Here is a 16,759-nt window from a genome sequence, read left to right on the forward strand (position 1 = left end):
CGGATAAAAATCAAGGGCATAACCGGTCCAATCGCACGCCACCCCCGAAGCCACGCCCAATCTGCAACGGAACCCCGCCGAAGGTCGCGACGTTGCCCTACGGAATGCCTGAAGTAATCCACCTTTACAGGAATAGGGATACGATTATGAGCCTTATGAAATCTCTTGCAAAAGTCGCCGCCGGTATCATGGTTGCCAAGGGCGTCGGAGCGGTCATGAAAAGCCGTCAGCAAGGTCAGCACGGCAACCCCCGGAATCGCGGAGGAAGCGGCGGTCTGCTTGACAACCTGCTGGGCGACAACACGGGTGGTCAGAGCGGCAGCCTGTCCGGCCGGCTTGGCCAGGTGATGAGCGGTCGCGGCGCGGGAACCGGCACGGCTTATGGCGGCGGCCGGTCGCAGGGCGGGCTTGGCGGTCTGATCGATAATCTGGGCGGCGGACGCCCGGGCGCAGGTGGCGGGCTTGGCGGTATGCTGGGCGGCCTGATCGGCGGAGGCGCGGCTGCGGGCGGCTTGGCGCAGAAGGGATCGCAACAGCGCAATGACGCAACTTTCGGCGAATTGTTCAACGATTCCCTTGCCCGCGACGACGAGCCCGAAACCATGCCGACTCCCGAACAGAACGCTGTGGCCGGCCTGATGCTGCGGGCGATGATTCAGGCCGCCAAATCCGATGGCCGCATAGACGATTCCGAAAAGCAAACGCTGCTTGGGCATCTGGGCGATGATGTCGACGATGACGAACGCAAGTTCATCCGCGAACAGATGGCTGCACCGGTGGACGCCGCCGCGCTGGCCGCCGATGTACCGAAAGGCCAGGAATCGCAGGTCTATCTGATGTCGCTTCTCGCGATCGATTTCGACAACGAGGAAGAAGCGAAATATCTGCACGCACTTGCCGAAGCCATGGGGCTTGACCGTGCAACGGTAAACCGGATTCACGACGAGGCGGGCGTCATGCCACTATACAGCTGAGGATGGTTGAAACCGCATGGTCACGCCCGCTCCCGTTGTCCGGCGGATAGCAAATGCGTGATCTGCCGCGGCTGGAATTGAACCTCTGAACATGCTCTGACATGATCGGCTTATGGCTGAGACGATCAGCCATAACCATATTGAATTGCAGCATAACCCAGCCAGTAGCGAGGATACGAATGCGTTTGATCAACCTGACTGCTATTGTAGCATTTTCCGCATTTCCGGTCATTGCATCCGCCGACGATGCAACGGAGAACGCCATGGAGGCGCGGCATGGTTTGATGAAAATGTTTGCCGTCGACATGGGGCTCTTGTCGGGTATGGCAAAAGGCGAGATTGAATATGACGAGGCCGCCGCTTCGAGAGCTGCCTCGAATATCGAGGCGCTTGGCGCCTATGACCCTTCCGGCCTGTTTCTTGAAGGCACTGCAGTTGGCGAAGTCGACGATTCCGAAGCTCTTCCCGCTATCTGGGAAAACCCCGAGGATTTCGCCCAGAAATTCGCCGATCTCGGGGAAGCCGCGATAGGCGCGGGGGACGCAGTCAAGGGTGGCCGGGAAAATCTGGGGCCCGTATTGCAGAAACTGGGCGGCACCTGCAAAGCCTGCCATGATGATTACCGCCAGAAAGACTGATGTCTGACCAGCAAGCCCGGCGCACAAGAATCTGGGACCCTGCGCTGCGGGTATTTCACTGGCTGCTTGCGACATTGGTGATCGCGAACTGGTTATTGGGCAAATTCGGCCCCAATATCATGACGCTGCATTTCTGGCTGGGATATACGATCGTCGGATTGCTGGTCTTTCGCGTGATCTGGGGACTGATCGGCCCGAAAAGCGCGCGGTTCTCTGGCCTGATCTACAGCCCTCGGCAGGTGCTGTCCTATTTGCGCCAGATGGGACGGCGCAGTCCCAGCCACTGGCCCGGCCATGCACCGATCGGGGGGCTGGCAGTCATTGCCATCCTGCTTGCCCTTCTGTGGCAGGTCGGGACGGGTCTGATCACCGACCCCGAGGATTTCGTGAATGTCGGCCCCTTGGCCGGTCTTGCCGGCAGCCGCATCGCCACCAAGGCCGACGCATGGCATTCCCTTGGCGCGGATATCATCCTGATCCTTGTGGTGCTACATATCGTCGCAATCCTGTTTTACCGGATCTGGAAGAACGAAGATCTGATCCGGCCGATGCTGACCGGCTGGAAATGGGTGAGACGTCAGGACAAGGGTTAGCTGAAAAAGGGTGCGGCGCCATTCAACGCCGCACCCTTTCATCATGTTTTGCTATCGAAACGCTCAGGCCCGCTCGCTATATTCGAACAATTCGGTATTAACGACGATATCTTCTTCCTGTCCGATGAATGGCGGCACCATCACGCGCACGCCGTTATCCAGAACGGCCGGTTTGTAGCTGTTTGCCGCCGTCTGGCCCTTCACGACCGGCTCGGTCTCGACAACCTTGCAGACCACCTTCTGAGGCAGCGCGACAGAAAGCGCCTCATCGCCGTAATATTCGATCGTCGCGGTCATCCCGTCCTGCAGGAAAGGACGGCGTTCGCCCAGCAGATCGGCATCCAGTTCGGTCTGCTCGAATGTTTCGCTGTCCATGAAGACCAGCTTGCCATCGGATTCATACAGGAATTGCTGATCTTTCTGGTCAAGACGGACACGCTCGACCTTGTCTTCGCTGCGGAAGCGTTCGTTCAGCTTGCGACCGTCACGCAGATTCTTCAGCTCCACCTGGGCAAATGCCCCGCCCTTGCCGGGCTTGACATGGTTGACCTTGACAGCGGCCCACAGGCCCCCGTCATGTTCCAGCACATTACCGGGCCGGATTTCATTGCCGTTGATTTTGGGCATCTTCACACTCTTGGACAGGTTTAAGGGAATTTTCGTTCAAGGATTGAACGACATTGCGGGGCACCTATATCGACACAGTCCGGTTCAGACAACCGAAACAAAGACGAGCGAATGTCAAGGCGTTTCTTGGAAGCTGCGGGAAATCCATCTCCTGCAGGAAATCGCCAGAAAAGCGCATTTTCTTGCGAGTTGCATGTAGTGCATGGCAGATATGTGCTAAGAGGAATATCGAATCGACAACATAACCTTTAAGTAAACCTTACCGTCCGACTAGCGGAAAAGACAATATTGGCCTGCGCCGGGCTGACTTCGTATGTCGTGGCGAATGTGCCTTAGAAACGGAAAGATGTTATGCGCGACTTAGTAGATGGCTCCGCGTTCAATTTCGAACAAGGTCAGCGTGCCCGCAAACTGTTTGCGGCCGTAGTGCTGGCGGCATTGGATGATGCGATTGCTGACGACAAGAAATATGGTAACGGTCCCGAGCAGATTGCACGCTGGGCACGTTCGCGTGATGGCCGTGAAGTACTTAGCTGTGCCGGTATCGACCCGAATGAAAGGGTCGTGAAGGGGCTGATGGAATTTGTCTCCAAAGGCGTGCGTACTTCTGTCGCACTGTCGCGAGAGGAAAGCGAGCGCCGGATGGCGGCCGAAGCAGAGGCGGAAGCAGCCTGAATTTTTCACTGTTCCCGTTATGAAAAAGGGCCGCCCCAAGGGCGGCCTTTTTCTTTTGGCGTTTTCTGCAAATCCCGTGCAACGGCACCAAACCAGAGCATCATCGCGCAGCGTTTTCAATGGCGCGCACGGAACGTGCCCGGCTTACTCGGGAATGACCCGAACTGCCCCTTTCGCCGCGCTGGTGGTCATTGCGGCATAGGCCCGCAACGCGGATGAAACCTTGCGTTGGCGTGGCTTGGCAGGCTTCCAGCCTTCGGCCTCGCGGATCTCGCGGCGGCGCGCAAGCTCGGCATCATCCACGGCCAGTTCGATCACCCGGTTCGGGATATCGATGCGGATCAGATCACCATGCTCGACCAGGCCGATCGTGCCCCCCTCGGCCGCTTCGGGCGAGACATGGCCGATGGACAATCCCGAGGAGCCGCCCGAGAAACGGCCATCCGTCACCAGAGCACAGACCTTGCCCAGACCCTTGGATTTCAGATAGCTGGTCGGATACAGCATTTCCTGCATACCGGGCCCGCCGCGCGGGCCTTCGTAGCGGATCAGCACGACCTCTCCCGGTTTGACCTTGCCGGTCAGGATACCGGAAACGGCATCATCCTGGCTTTCGAAGAGATGTGCCGGACCTTCGAATTTCAGGATCGATTCATCGACGCCCGCTGTTTTGACGATACAGCCATCCTCGGCCAGATTGCCGTACAGTACCGCAAGCCCGCCATCCTTCGAGAAAGCATGCTCGGCATCGCGGATCACCCCCGCCTCGCGGTCCAGATCGACGGTATCGTAGCGCCGGTCCTGCGAAAACGCGACCTGTGTCGGAACGCCACCCGGCGCGGCGCGGTAGAAATCATGGACCGTTGCGGAATCGGTGCGGGCGACGTCCCAGCGGTCCAACGCCTGCGCGAGCGTTCCCGCATGGATATTGTTGACCGAGGTGTCCAGCAAACCGGCACGATCAAGTTCGCCAAGGATTGCCATGATACCGCCTGCGCGGTGGACATCCTCCATATGCACATCGGATTTGGCCGGCGCGACCTTGCACAGCACCGGAACCTTGCGCGACAGCTTGTCAATATCAGCCATGGTGAAATCGACCTCGCCTTCATGCGCGGCCGCCAGCAGATGCAGCACGGTATTGGTCGAACCGCCCATGGCGACATCCAGCGTCATGGCGTTCTTGAAGGCGGCGAAACTGGCAACCGAACGCGGCAGCACGCTGGCATCATCGCCTTCGTAATAACGGCGGGCAAGATCGACGATCAGATGCCCGGCCTCGACGAACAGGCGCTTGCGGTCGGCATGGGTGGCAAGCGTCGAACCGTTTCCGGGAAGCGCCAGCCCCAAAGCCTCGGTCAGGCAATTCATCGAATTGGCGGTGAACATGCCCGAGCAGGATCCGCAGGTCGGGCAGGCAGATCGCTCGATTGCCTGCACATCGGCGTCGGACACGCTGTCATCGGCAGCCGCAACCATCGCATCGACCAGATCGAGCGCCTTGACCTTGCCGTCCTCCAGAACGACCTTTCCCGCCTCCATCGGGCCGCCCGAGACGAAGACCACGGGGATATTCAGCCGCATCGCCGCGTTCAGCATGCCCGGCGTGATCTTGTCGCAATTGCTGATGCAGACCATCGCATCGGCGCAATGCGCGTTCACCATATATTCAACGGAATCAGCAATGATCTCGCGCGAGGGCAGAGAGTACAGCATTCCGTCATGCCCCATCGCGATCCCGTCATCGACCGCAATGGTGTTGAACTCCTTGGCGATACCGCCCGCCGCCTCGACCTCGCGCGCGACAAGCTGGCCCAGATCCTTCAGATGGACGTGACCGGGCACGAATTGCGTGAAACTGTTGACGATCGCGATAATCGGTTTGCCGAAATCGTCGTCCTTCACGCCTGTGGCGCGCCACAGGCCACGCGCGCCTGCCATGTTGCGGCCATGGGTCGTGGTGCGGGAACGATATGCGGGCATGGCTGATCTCCTTTAGCTGGCGACATTCTTTAGCACCCCTTTTCACGGAAGGAAATTGCCTGAAATGCGTTCACAGAGATGTTTTCTGACGTTCTGCAACAGAATAGCGCAATGCCGGTCAGGATGCGATTTTCATCGTCATGATACCGGCAACGATCAATCCCGCCGCAAGAAGGCGCAGCGGCGTGACCGGATCGCCCATCAAGATGATGCCGAGAATGAAGCTGCCGACCGCCCCGATTCCGGTCCAGACCATATAGGCGGTGCCAAGGGGAAGCTCGCGCATGGCGACGGCCAGCAGCCAGAATGACGCGACCATGCCCACCAGCATGACGATTGTGGGCCAGGGTTTCGTGAAACCATCGGATTGTTTCATCGCCGTGGCCCAGACGATTTCAAGCAGGCCGGCGATGGTCAGAGTTATCCAGGGCATGGAAGAAAGCCTCGAAGACAAGGGCCGGGTCGTCCCGGCGAATGCTGCCCATGATGGGGAGGTCGTCCTCGTGTTCGGGAAATAATCATCAACGCCCGTCCGGTCAAGACAGGCGCCTTGCAAATCATTCAGTCCCGCTTGACGGTTGCGATATCGGGCGCGTCCACCGCCTTCATGCCGACGACATGATAACCCGCATCGACGTGATGGGTCTCGCCGGTCACCCCTGCCCCGAGATCCGACAGAAGATACAATGCCGAATTGCCGACATCCTGTTGGGTGACATTGCGGCGCAGCGGTGAATTCAACTCGTTCCACTTCATGATATAGCGGAAATCTCCGATCCCAGAAGCGGCAAGGGTCTTGATCGGGCCGGCGGAAATCGCATTGACACGGATGCCGTCCTTGCCGAAATCCTCGGCCAGATAGCGCACGCTGGCCTCGAGTGCTGCCTTGGCGACGCCCATCACATTGTAATGCGGCATGACCCGTTCCGCGCCGTAATAGGTCAGCGTCAGCAGGCTGCCGCCATCCGGCATCATCGCCGCCGCGCGCCGGGCGACCGCAGTGAAGGAATAAACCGAGATATCCATCGTCATCAGGAAATTGTCGCGCGTCGTTTCTGCATAACGGCCCCGCAACTGTTCCTTGTCCGAAAAACCGATTGCATGAACCAGGAAATCCAGCCCACCCCACTCCGTGTTCAGACCGTCGAAAAGCGCGTCGATCGACGCGCCGTCGCCAACATCGCAAGGCAGGACCAGCTTCGATCCCAGTTGCGCCGCCAGCGGGTCGACCCGTTTTTTCAGGGCTTCTCCCTGATACGAGAAGGCCAGCTCTGCTCCTGCGTTCGACAGCGCCTGGGCAATCCCCCATGCGATTGATTTATCATTGGCCAAACCCATGATGAGGCCACGTTTCCCGGCCATCAGCCCGCCTGCATGTTCACTTGACATGAGGTGTCCCTCGCGGTTTCAAATTGCCTTCCGTGCTTAGGCCAAAGGTCTTGAAGCATCAAGCACAAGGAGACAGGGATGGCAGATCGTGAGGGAATATTCGCCGGGGATGACCCGTTTGCAATAGCCAGAAGCTGGCTGGCCGAGGCGGAAACCAGCGAGCCGAATGACCATACCGCCATGGCTCTTGCCACTGTCGATGGCGACGGGATGCCCGATACCCGCATGGTTTTGCTGAAGGATATCGACGGCAACGGGCTGGATGGCTCATTCGTTTTCTACACGAATTACGAAAGCGCCAAAGGGGCACAGATCACCGCCACAGGCAAAGCGGCCTTCGTGATTCACTGGAAATCCCTTCGCCGGCAGATCCGGGTCAGGGGGACGGTGACACGGGAAGACGGCGAACAGGCTGATGCCTATTACGCAAGCCGTGCCCTGCAAAGCAGGCTTGGCGCATGGGCCTCGAAACAGTCGCACCCGCTGGAAAGCCGGGCCGCGTTGGTGGCCGCCGCCGCGAAACAGGGGGTGATCCACGGCACCAATCCCCGGCGCCCGCCCTTCTGGGGCGGCTTTCGCATTACCCCCGTCCAGATGGAATTCTGGGCCGATGGGGCGTTCCGCCTGCATGACCGTTTTCGCTGGGACAAGCAGGAAACCGCTTGGTCCGTCACCCGTCTTTCGCCATGACCTTGACCCGTTCCATCCGAGAGTGAAGTATGACATTCACATGATCCGCCGCTTGTTTCGCAAGTTTGGCGCATTTTTAGTGTGCGGCGATATCTGGAAATTTCACCGTGGTTACGTGAGTATTATTGGAGTTGCGTACAACTATAGGGCGTGCAACAATCCTGCTCAAGTTGCGGACATGGTGCAAGAGCGGACACGAAGCAAGAGATGAACACACAAGAAGAAGACGTCATTACTGTCTCCGGTCTGGTCAAATGGTTTGATCAATCAAAGGGTTATGGATTTATCGTCAACAATACCGGCGGTACGGACATCCTGCTCCATGCAAATGTGCTTCGAAATTTCGGGCGCAGTTCCGTTGCGGATCAATCCCGCATCGTTGTCCGGATTCAATCGACAGAGCGTGGCCTCCAGGCGATCGAGATTGTCGAGATCACCCCCCCCGAGGGCGACGGCACTCCACCGATCGAAGACCTTGACGCCGACATCATCGCACAGCTCGATTCGCTTCCATTGCAACCCGCCCGGGTCAAATGGTTCGACAAGGCGAAGGGTTTCGGCTTTGCGAATATCTTTGGTCATTCCGACGATGTCTTTGTCCATATTGAGGTTCTGCGCCATTCGGGTTTCTCGGACCTCCTGCTTGGAGAGGCAATCGGGCTGCGTGTGGTCGAAGGTCCGCGCGGGCTCATGGCTGCCCAGGTGACAAGCTGGGACAAGGCTTTGCAACCCGCCAATGTCGAAGTCTTTCCCCAGAGGACAAAACCGAGTGACAGCCTGAGAGATTGGGTTCTCTCGCGTGCTGCCGAATAGACTTGCCGCATTATTCCTGTGGTCTGCGTTAACCGCCATCCCGGCGGTTATGGCCAACGCTGCCCCAGAATCCGAATTCGAATGCACGCAGGATCAGGTCGCATTTCGGACTGATGACGATACGGTCACTTTCCGGATCGAAATCGCCGACACTCCGGCGTTGCGTGAAAAGGGCCTGATGTTTCGGGAACAACTGCCGGAAAAAAGCGGTATGCTGTTCGTCTACGAAAATCCACGCCCGGTTTCATTCTGGATGCGGAATACGCTGATCCCCCTGGACATGATCTTCATGGACCAGTCCGGAGTCATTCGGCACATCCACCCCGAGGCACGGCCCCATGACGAAACCGCGATCCCCGGAGCCGCAGCGGATGACCCCGATCCCAACCGGCAATTCATCCTCGAGATAGGCGGGGGCGAAGCCGCCCGGCTTGGCCTTGAGGTCGGGCAGGCCATGGCATCTCTTGTGATCGATCAGGCACAAGCTGCTTGGCCTTGCGGTTAGCGGATTGCGAACATCCGCGATCCGTGGCGGTTTGGGACAAGGTGAAATACCCGCCCATTTCCGGCATCCGGAAACCGGCGCAAACAGCATTGCGCCACCGGAAAAAACCCCCCGCATTTTACCGCGAAATCACCGCAGTATGGCTCTTCCCCCCGCCCAAGGAATAAGATACAAGCCTCCGCATCGGGGCGTAGCGCAGCCTGGTAGCGCGACGGTTTTGGGTACCGTAGGTCGGAGGTTCGAATCCTCTCGCCCCGACCATTTCCTGACCGGACATCGTCATTCCTCGCTATTTGGCGAAGGACCGACATACCGGCACCAATGCTGCCAGCCGTCATTTGACATAATCTCTGCATCTTGATTATTTGCGCTATAAAATCAGCAAGATGACGAAAGCATGACGAAGAACGTATATCTCCATATTGGTCATTTCAAAACCGGCACCACGGCGCTGCAGACATATCTTTATGGAAATCGTAAAAGATTAACACATTACAACTTCGCCTATCCGTTGATTACCCGACCGCCGGAAACCGTAAAGCAGCTTATATTGAGAAGAGGTGTTACGCATATCAACCATGCGGATCTGTCCCTGACTCTTGCAAGAGATCACGGGCTCACCCCACCTGCGTGGTATCGATGTGATTTAGAGACGGATACCGTATATCAAAAACTTCACGAACAAATCGCAAAACATCGCGCCGATAACATCATCATATCAAGCGAAGAGTTCATTCGCATTTCTCTGGTTCCGCAGGCAGAGGACGCCATCAGCGATCTGCGCAACCGGCTAGATCGCTATAATGTCAAGATATTATTCTATATCAGGGAACCGTTTTCACTGCTCAAATCCTGGTACAATCAGATAAATAAATCCGGAAAGTCGACGCGGACCTTTCCCGGCTTCTTCATGGCAACAAGACCACAATTTCTTGCACAATTACGCATTCACGAAAGATTTGCGAAGATCTTCGGAGAAGAAAACCTGAAAGTTCTGACTTACAAACATTCTGGCAGCGATCATATCCGCGAATTCCTTTCCACCATCGACTGTAAGATGCCATGTGGCGATGCCGAAAAAATCGTGAATAAATCCAGCAATCCTCGCGAGGTAGAATCAACAAGACTCGAAGGCATTGCCGCAACCGGAAGAAGCGAATTAACCGTCACCACCCCCCCATCGCTTGCCAAAATAGCGACCCGGATCGAAAACATAAACCGCCAATATTCGAAACTGGAAAGAATAACCGATATACTCACGCCAAGCCGTTTGACCTGCGAGAACTTGTTTTCGCATTATGCCGAGCTGCTTTCCTACGATGCACCCGATCGCGTACCCAACCCACAGGAAAAAGACAATCTGATCAGGTTTTCCAGAGATGCGGAAGATTCATCTCCGCAGCTTGCCAGGACTCTCCGAGGCGCTGCACGATATTGCTGACGAATGATAATGTGACTCCAAATCACTGTGAGCTCCCGGTTCATTTCCGGAGAGGGGTGGAAATCGATATGCTGTGCAATGGCCTGCCATTCCAGCAATACTGCAAAGCCGATTTGCCAGCGGGCCGCTTCAACGGGCTGGTTATCCAGGTTCGATCCTGCGCAGGTAAAATCAAAATGAAGGTTATATGATGTTTGCCGAAAAAACGGTGCCGGATCAGATTCGCCCTTGACCGAAAGCGGCCCGGGGCTGTTCTCTTCTTCCTATGTCGGAATCTGAACCCAGCTTATTGCAGCTTCCGCCCAGAAAGCCGGGCCTGCTGGGCATGTTGCGATCGAACTTTCTGGCCGGTCTGGTCGTGGTTGCGCCGATCGGGATCACCGTCTGGCTGATCTGGACGCTGACTGGCTGGATGGATAGCTGGGTACTCCCGATGATCCCGGCCCGCTGGCGGCCCGAGCATTATATCGGCATCAATCTGCGCGGCGTCGGCGTCATCTTCTTTCTGCTTTTCACGGTGTTCATCGGCTGGACGGCAAAGGGCTGGCTTGGTCGTTCGCTCTTGCGCACCGGAGAGCGGATCGTGGCCCGGATGCCGATCATCCGTTCCGTCTATGGCGGCATCAAGCAACTTGCCGAAACCATCCTGTCGCAGAGCGAGGCGCGGTTCGAGCACGCCTGCCTGATCGAATATCCCCGCAAGGGACTTTGGGGTCTGGGCTTCATCGCCGGCCCCGCCAAAGGCGAGATTCAGCAGCGCCATCCCGAGGATCTTATCGCCGTTTTCGTACCGACAACGCCCAACCCGACATCCGGCTTTCTTCTTTATACACCTGCCAGTGAGGTGATCATTCTGGATATGTCCATCGAGGATGCCGCAAAGCTGATCATTTCGGCGGGGCTGGTCTATCCGCCCGATACCAATCGGGACGACAATGCTTAACGCCGGCTTCACCCGATCTGTCACCCACAGCCCATAGCCGCAGAGCGCGTCAACCCTCTTCCGATTGCGCTGCGCGTATTCCTTCGACGGCAGCGGTCAGGCCGTCGCCTGGCACCCCGCGCAGCAACTGATCACCGATAACGAAAGTCGGTGTGCCCTTGATCGCCATCCGCTCGGCAAGCTGCATGTTCTCGCGCAGCACTGCACTGACCGACTCGGTATTCATCAGGTTCACCACCTCCTCGCCATCCACGCCGATCTTTTCGGCGATCCCCTGCAGCGCCTCAAGGGTCGCCGCACCGCGCAGGGTGATCAACTCGTCATGCGCCTTCAGGTAGGCCTCGTCCCCGGCGACCTGTTTGACGGCGATGGCAAAGCGAGACGAATTGTCGCTATCCTGACCAAGGATCGGAAATTCTTTCAGAACCAGCCGGATATTGCCGTCCTTGGCGACGATATCCCTGACTTCCTCATTAAACCGCCGGCAGACGCCGCAGCGATAATCGATGAATTCGACCATCGTCAGATCGCCATCCGGATTCCCGCCGACCCAGGAATGCCCATCTTCAAAAATCGCCTCGCGATTGGCAGCGACCAGTTGATCGTCATTCTTCGCGGATTCAGCGGCCCGCCGCTTCTCCAGCTCGTTGATCGACTCGATCAGAACTTCGGGATTCGCCATCAGATATTCGCGCACCGCGTCACCGAACGCGGCCTCTTCGGCTTCGGACATGGACTCGATATCGAATGCCATGACCGGCGTTGCGGACAACAAAAATGCGGCGATCAATCGTTTCATGGAAAACCTCTGGGCAAAATCTTCTGGCAATCTGAACTCTGAACGCACGAATGACAAGAAAGGCCGCAACACGCCTGCGTGAAACCGGCCCTGTTTTCCGCCCCACTGCAATCCGCTGTAGAGCAAATCGACATGCCGGGTTAAGAAGGCAAAAAACAAACGTCTGGGAACGAGCATGAGACAATCCGCCCGCGGACAAGTCGAGCCTTTCATCGTCATGGATGTGATGGAGGCTGCCGCACAGGCCGAAGCATCGGGCCGTCACATCATCCATATGGAGGTTGGTCAACCCGGCACTCCCGCCCCTGCCGGAGCACGCAAGGCCCTGGCGACCGCTTTGGAGCAACCGCTTGGCTACACAGTCGCATTGGGTCTGCCTGCCCTGCGGCAGGGAATCGCGGATTTATATCGCCGCTGGTACGGCGTTCAGCTTGATCCCGCCCGAGTTGTCGTCACTCCGGGCAGCAGTGGCGCGTTCATTCTGGCATTCTCGGCCCTGTTCGATGCCGGGGACCGGGTGGCGATGGGTTTCCCCGGCTACCCCAGCTATCGCCAGATTCTGCGCGCAATGTCGCTGGAACCGGTCGGCATCGAAACCCGTCCCGAGGATCGCTACCAGCCCCGGCCCGAGACGCTGCCCGACGCGCAGGGACTGATCCTCGCATCGCCCGGCAATCCCTCGGGAACCGTGCTGCGGCCCGGCGAATTGCAGTCCCTGACGCAAGCCGCGGCGGCAAGGGGAATGGCCGTGATCTCTGACGAGATTTACCACGGTCTCAGCTATGGCGACCGATGCCATACCGCGCTTGAAATCACCGATGACGTCTTCGTCATCAACTCGTTCAGCAAATTCTTCTCGATGACCGGTTGGCGGATCGGCTGGATGATCGTGCCTGAAACCCATCTGCGCACGGTCGAGCGATTAGCCCAGAACATGTTCATCTGCCCGCCTCATGCCAGTCAGGTCGCCGCCTTGGCCGCCCTGGATTGTGAGGAAGAGGCGCGGGCAAATCTTGCGGTATATGCCGAGAACCGCCGCCTGATGCTGGAGGGCTTGCCGAAAGCCGGCTTTACCCGGATCGCCCCGCCGGAAGGGGCGTTCTACATCTATGCGGATATCTCGGACATTACCGATAACTCGCTGGAATTCGCGAAGGAAGTTCTGGATCGCGCAGGTGTCGCCGTCACACCGGGACTGGATTTCGACCCTGATCGCGGCACGCGCAGCCTGCGCTTTTCCTATGCCCGCGCAACATCCGATATTGCCGAAGGGCTGCGCAGGCTTGCGGAATTCATGGCATCGCGATGAAATGCCGCATGTTCAGATGGTTGCCTCTGTTTCTGGGCCTGCTGCTGGCCCCGGCGGCGATTGCGCAGGAAACGGCACGCCTGGATATCGGGGCTTCTTCACTGATCTCGGAAAAAAAGGGCTGGTGGGGTCGCCCATCGCTGGAACTGACGCTGACGCTTAGCCAGGCCGTACCTTACCGGGCGGTGATCGTCGGCGACCCTCCGCGCCTGATCGTGGATCTGAAAGATACCGATTTCGACGAGTTGAAGCCATCGCAACTTTTCGGCCATGATTCGGTACCGGGGATCCGCTGGGGCGATTTCCGGCAAAACTGGTCCCGGATCGTGCTCGAACTGCCCGGCCCTTACGATATCACAAGCGCGGGCCAGCGGACGTTGCCGCCGCAGGCCACCATCCGGGTCGCACTGGATCCCGTCGATGAAGAAGATTTCGCGCCACTGCCAAGCGCGACAGCGGCCTTGCGCAACCTGCCGGAACCTGCGGTGCTGCCCGTACCCGCCACACCGCCAGAAGGCTTGACCGTGATGCTGGATCCCGGTCACGGCGGCATCGATCCGGGCGCGATCGCGGATGGCGAGAACGAGGCCGAACTGGTCCTGAAATTCGCCAAAGAGCTGAAAGCGTCGCTGGAGGCGAAAGGGATCACGATCGGGATGACGCGCGACAGCGACGTTTTCGTGGGGCTTGAAGCCCGGATGACCGCCGCGCGGGAGGCACAGGCGGATCTGTTCCTTTCGCTGCATGCCGACGCCCTGCCCACGGGACAGGCGGCAGGCGCGACCATCTATGTCTGGACGCCCCGGGCCGATAACCGCGCCGCCCAGCAACTGGCCACGCGCCATGACCGCAGCGATCTGCTTTCAGGGGTGGATCTGAAGGGAAAGGATGATCAGCTTGCCTCGGTCATGATGGATTTCGCCCGCACCGATACCCAGCCGCGATCCGAGAATTTCGCCAGTTTCCTGACATCACGTCTGGCGCTGCACGGCATCGGCCTGCATGACCGCCCGGTACAGGGCGCAGCCTTTTCGGTCCTGAAATCGCCTGATATTCCGTCGGTTCTTCTTGAACTGGGTTTCATCACCGACCCGCATGACCGCGCCAATCTGATCAGCCCCGAATGGCGAAAACGCATGGTGGCGGTCGTAACCGAAGCGATTCTGGGCTGGGCGCAGGATGAACGGGCCCGCACCGCGCATCTCAGACAATAGGCAAGGCCGCGCATGATTTGGAATGCGGGAGATATGCGTCCCGCGATGGCCGGGGGCCAGCCCCCGGACCCCCGGCGATATTTGAATGAAGAAGAAAATCAGAGGTCAGGACGCGGAACGCAGCAGTTTGCACGGCATTTCCCGGACAAGCTCTTTGCGGTTTCACCCGGGCGTTTCTGCGATCGACAGACCGCTGAATTGTCATTACTTGGCCACTGCGCGCCGAAACCGGGCAGCGCTACATACACCTCCGGATTATCGCGCCTGAGGGGCGATCAGGCGGCTGATGACGGCATCCCGGGTAATTCTTCCTCCGCCCTCGACCGGCAATGCGTCGGTCTGGGCCCCGGACAGAATCTCCATGACCTCGCGCACAGGCATATCCGCAGGCACGGCATCCCCCTCGGCCTCTCCCGGTTCGGCGATATCCGACGCCGTCAGCACGATAAGCGGGTTCATATGCGCCACGAAATCGGCAACATAGTCATTTGCCGGGGTCGCGATGATTTCCCGCGCGGTCCCGATCTGAACGATCCGCCCGCCCTCCATCAGCGCGATGCGATTGCCCAGTTTGAATGCCTCATCGAGATCGTGACTGACGAAGATGATCGTCCGCTGCGTCTTGGCCTGCAATTCCAGCAACTCGTCCTGAAGACGTGCGCGGATAAGCGGGTCAAGCGCACTGAACGGCTCATCCATCAGCAGAATCGGGGCATCGGTGGCGAAAGCGCGGGCAAGTCCGACCCTTTGCTGCATCCCGCCCGAAAGCTCGCCAACCTTGCGGTCGGCCCATTCCATCAGCCCGACCATCTCAAGCTGCCGGTTGACGCGCTCTGCCCGCTCCTTGGCCGAGATGCCCGCCAGTTCCAGACCAAGGCCGACATTATCGCGCACGCTGCGCCAGGGGAGCAGGCCGAATTGCTGAAACACCATGGCCACATGGCGCAGACGCAGATCGCGCAGGGATTGTTTCTCGGCACCTGTAACGGTGGCCATCCGATTACCGTCCCAGACCCGGACCTCTCCCCGGCAGACCTTGTTAAGCGCATTGACGGCACGCAGAAGCGTGGATTTTCCCGACCCGGACAGCCCCATCAGCACAAGGATCTCGCCCTGCCCGACATTGACGCTGCAATCATGAACCCCCAGCACCTGCCCTGTCTCGGCCTTGATCTCGCCGCGTTCCTTGCCCTGATCCATCAGCGGCAGCGCCGCCTGCGGCTGATCGCCGAACACGATGCTGACCCGGTCGAATTCCACGGCATTCGGAGTTTGCTCACTCATTTCCGTCCCTCCATGCGCAGCATCCGGTCAAGCATGATCGCCACGATGACGATCACGAAGCCCGATTCGAAACCAAGCGAAGTATTCACGCTGTTCAATGCGCGAACCACCGGCACGCCCAACCCCGCGGCCCCGACCAGCGCGGCGATGACCACCATGGACAGCGACAGCATGATCGTCTGGTTCAGTCCCGCCATGATCTGCGGCAACGCGCTGGGCAATTCGACCTTCCACAGCAATTGACGCGGAGTCGCACCGAATGCCGTCGCCGCCTCGACAAGGGGCCGGGGCGTCGAACTGATACCAAGCTGCGTCAGCCGGATCGGCGCGGGCAGGACAAAGATCACCGTCGCCAGCAGACCGGGAACCATGCCGATGCCGAAGAACACGATAGCCGGGATCAGATAGACAAAGGTCGGCAGCGTCTGCATCAGATCCAGCACAGGCCGCATCCATGCATAAAGCCGTGGCCGATGCGCGGCGGCAATCCCGACAGGTACGCCGACGGCCATGCAGACGATGCAGGCCGCCAGAACCAGCGTCAGGGATTGCAGGGTTTCTTCCCAGTAGCCCTGATTGAGAATGAACAGAAAGCCCAGTCCCACCAGCAGGCAGGTCTTCCAGTTTCTCTGCAATGCCCAGGTCAATGCCACCGCAAGCAGGATGAACAGAAATGGATGCGGGTATTCGAGTGCGCCGAGAATCTGGCCGATAAGCCATTCCATGAAACTCGCGATACTGTTGAACAACCACGAGGCATTGCCGTTCAGCCAGTCAAAAACCGTTTTCGCGGATTTCCCGATCGGAATCTTGTGATCGGTGACCAATGCGGTCAGATTTTCCATCGGAGGTCCTCTCGCTTGTCTGTCCTTGCTACGGGTT

Annotated in this window: 18 protein-coding genes and 1 tRNA gene; 12 read left to right on the plus strand and 7 right to left on the minus strand. The window is 58.5% G+C overall.

Translation table 11 applies throughout. The annotated features are described in order from the left end of the window. The first annotated feature begins 146 nt into the window (after nucleotides 1-146). The 3 genes from D3P04_RS20100 (at nucleotide 147) to D3P04_RS20110 (ending at nucleotide 2,205) form a co-directional block, all read left to right on the plus strand. Nucleotides 147-974 (plus strand): DUF533 domain-containing protein, encoded by an 828-nt coding sequence (locus D3P04_RS20100; RefSeq protein ID WP_119751656.1) that lies wholly within the window; start codon nucleotides 147-149, stop codon nucleotides 972-974. A gap of 179 nt (nucleotides 975-1,153) precedes the next feature. Then, nucleotides 1,154-1,612, plus strand: a complete 459-nt coding sequence (locus D3P04_RS20105) for a c-type cytochrome (RefSeq protein WP_119751657.1) — start codon at nucleotides 1,154-1,156, stop codon at nucleotides 1,610-1,612. Then, on the plus strand, nucleotides 1,612-2,205 hold the full coding sequence (locus tag D3P04_RS20110; protein ID WP_119751658.1) for a cytochrome b/b6 domain-containing protein: 594 nt from the start codon (nucleotides 1,612-1,614) through the stop codon (nucleotides 2,203-2,205). Before D3P04_RS20105 ends, D3P04_RS20110 begins: the two co-directional genes overlap by 1 nt. A 63-nt stretch (nucleotides 2,206-2,268) precedes the next feature. Here D3P04_RS20110 and efp read toward each other — a convergent pair whose 3' ends face one another. Next, nucleotides 2,269-2,832: an elongation factor P gene (gene efp / locus D3P04_RS20115; protein WP_119751659.1), complete on the minus strand. Its 564-nt coding sequence runs from the start codon at nucleotides 2,830-2,832 to the stop codon at nucleotides 2,269-2,271. A gap of 351 nt (nucleotides 2,833-3,183) precedes the next feature. Between efp and D3P04_RS20120 the strand changes: the two genes are divergently transcribed. Then, nucleotides 3,184-3,507, plus strand: coding sequence for a DUF6280 family protein (locus tag D3P04_RS20120; RefSeq protein ID WP_119751660.1), 324 nt, complete (start codon nucleotides 3,184-3,186; stop codon nucleotides 3,505-3,507). Nucleotides 3,508-3,651: 144 nt separating this feature from the next. Here D3P04_RS20120 and ilvD read toward each other — a convergent pair whose 3' ends face one another. The 3 genes from ilvD to fabI form a co-directional block, all read right to left on the minus strand. Then, the gene (ilvD, locus tag D3P04_RS20125) at nucleotides 3,652-5,490 is read right to left on the minus strand and encodes a dihydroxy-acid dehydratase (protein WP_119751661.1); all 1,839 of its coding nucleotides are present in this window, start codon (nucleotides 5,488-5,490) and stop codon (nucleotides 3,652-3,654) included. A 118-nt stretch (nucleotides 5,491-5,608) separates the two neighbouring features. Continuing rightward, nucleotides 5,609-5,923 (minus strand): DMT family transporter, encoded by a 315-nt coding sequence (locus D3P04_RS20130; protein ID WP_119751662.1) that lies wholly within the window; start codon nucleotides 5,921-5,923, stop codon nucleotides 5,609-5,611. Between the two features lie 128 nt (nucleotides 5,924-6,051). Continuing rightward, the gene (gene fabI / locus D3P04_RS20135) at nucleotides 6,052-6,879 is read right to left on the minus strand and encodes an enoyl-ACP reductase FabI (protein WP_119751663.1); all 828 of its coding nucleotides are present in this window, start codon (nucleotides 6,877-6,879) and stop codon (nucleotides 6,052-6,054) included. A gap of 78 nt (nucleotides 6,880-6,957) precedes the next feature. Between fabI and pdxH the strand changes: the two genes are divergently transcribed. The 6 genes from pdxH to D3P04_RS20165 all read left to right on the plus strand — a co-directional run bounded on the left by pdxH (nucleotide 6,958) and on the right by D3P04_RS20165 (nucleotide 11,271). Then, nucleotides 6,958-7,569, plus strand: coding sequence for a pyridoxamine 5'-phosphate oxidase (pdxH, locus tag D3P04_RS20140; RefSeq protein ID WP_119751664.1), 612 nt, complete (start codon nucleotides 6,958-6,960; stop codon nucleotides 7,567-7,569). A 207-nt stretch (nucleotides 7,570-7,776) separates the two neighbouring features. Beyond that, nucleotides 7,777-8,382, plus strand: a complete 606-nt coding sequence (locus D3P04_RS20145) for a cold-shock protein (protein WP_119751665.1) — start codon at nucleotides 7,777-7,779, stop codon at nucleotides 8,380-8,382. Nucleotides 8,383-8,431: 49 nt separating this feature from the next. After that, nucleotides 8,432-8,887, plus strand: a complete 456-nt coding sequence (locus D3P04_RS20150) for a DUF192 domain-containing protein (protein ID WP_119751666.1) — start codon at nucleotides 8,432-8,434, stop codon at nucleotides 8,885-8,887. A gap of 184 nt (nucleotides 8,888-9,071) precedes the next feature. Further along, nucleotides 9,072-9,148 (plus strand) — tRNA-Pro (locus D3P04_RS20155). A gap of 136 nt (nucleotides 9,149-9,284) precedes the next feature. After that, entirely contained in the window at nucleotides 9,285-10,328 is a 1,044-nt protein-coding gene (locus D3P04_RS20160) for a hypothetical protein (protein WP_119751667.1), read from the plus strand. Nucleotides 10,329-10,653: 325 nt separating this feature from the next. Continuing rightward, nucleotides 10,654-11,271 (plus strand): DUF502 domain-containing protein, encoded by a 618-nt coding sequence (locus D3P04_RS20165; RefSeq protein WP_232845101.1) that lies wholly within the window; start codon nucleotides 10,654-10,656, stop codon nucleotides 11,269-11,271. 49 nt (nucleotides 11,272-11,320) lie between these two features. On the opposite strand, the gene D3P04_RS20170 is transcribed toward D3P04_RS20165, so the two are convergent. Further along, a complete protein-coding gene (locus tag D3P04_RS20170) occupies nucleotides 11,321-12,070 on the minus strand; it encodes a DsbA family protein (protein ID WP_119751687.1) in 750 nt (249 codons plus the stop codon). A gap of 175 nt (nucleotides 12,071-12,245) precedes the next feature. On the opposite strand from D3P04_RS20170, the gene D3P04_RS20175 reads away from it, so the two are divergent. After that, nucleotides 12,246-13,379 (plus strand): pyridoxal phosphate-dependent aminotransferase, encoded by a 1,134-nt coding sequence (locus D3P04_RS20175; protein ID WP_119751669.1) that lies wholly within the window; start codon nucleotides 12,246-12,248, stop codon nucleotides 13,377-13,379. An 8-nt stretch (nucleotides 13,380-13,387) separates the two neighbouring features. Then, nucleotides 13,388-14,593 carry an N-acetylmuramoyl-L-alanine amidase gene (locus D3P04_RS20180; RefSeq protein WP_232845102.1) on the plus strand — a complete coding sequence of 402 codons (1,206 nt, stop codon included), beginning with the start codon at nucleotides 13,388-13,390 and terminating at the stop codon, nucleotides 14,591-14,593. Nucleotides 14,594-14,848: 255 nt separating this feature from the next. Here the strand turns inward: D3P04_RS20180 and choV are convergent, their stop codons facing one another. Together choV and choW are read right to left on the minus strand one after the other, a co-directional pair. Then, complete coding sequence (gene choV, locus D3P04_RS20185) at nucleotides 14,849-15,877, minus strand: choline ABC transporter ATP-binding protein (protein ID WP_119751670.1); 1,029 nt, start codon at nucleotides 15,875-15,877, stop codon at nucleotides 14,849-14,851. Further along, entirely contained in the window at nucleotides 15,874-16,722 is an 849-nt protein-coding gene (gene choW, locus D3P04_RS20190; RefSeq protein WP_119751671.1) for a choline ABC transporter permease subunit, read from the minus strand. The genes choV and choW overlap by 4 nt, the downstream gene beginning before the upstream one ends. Between the last annotated feature and the right edge of the window lie 37 nt (nucleotides 16,723-16,759).

Source organism: Paracoccus onubensis (genome assembly GCF_003591515.1).
Taxonomy (GTDB): Bacteria; Pseudomonadota; Alphaproteobacteria; order Rhodobacterales; family Rhodobacteraceae; genus Paracoccus; species Paracoccus onubensis.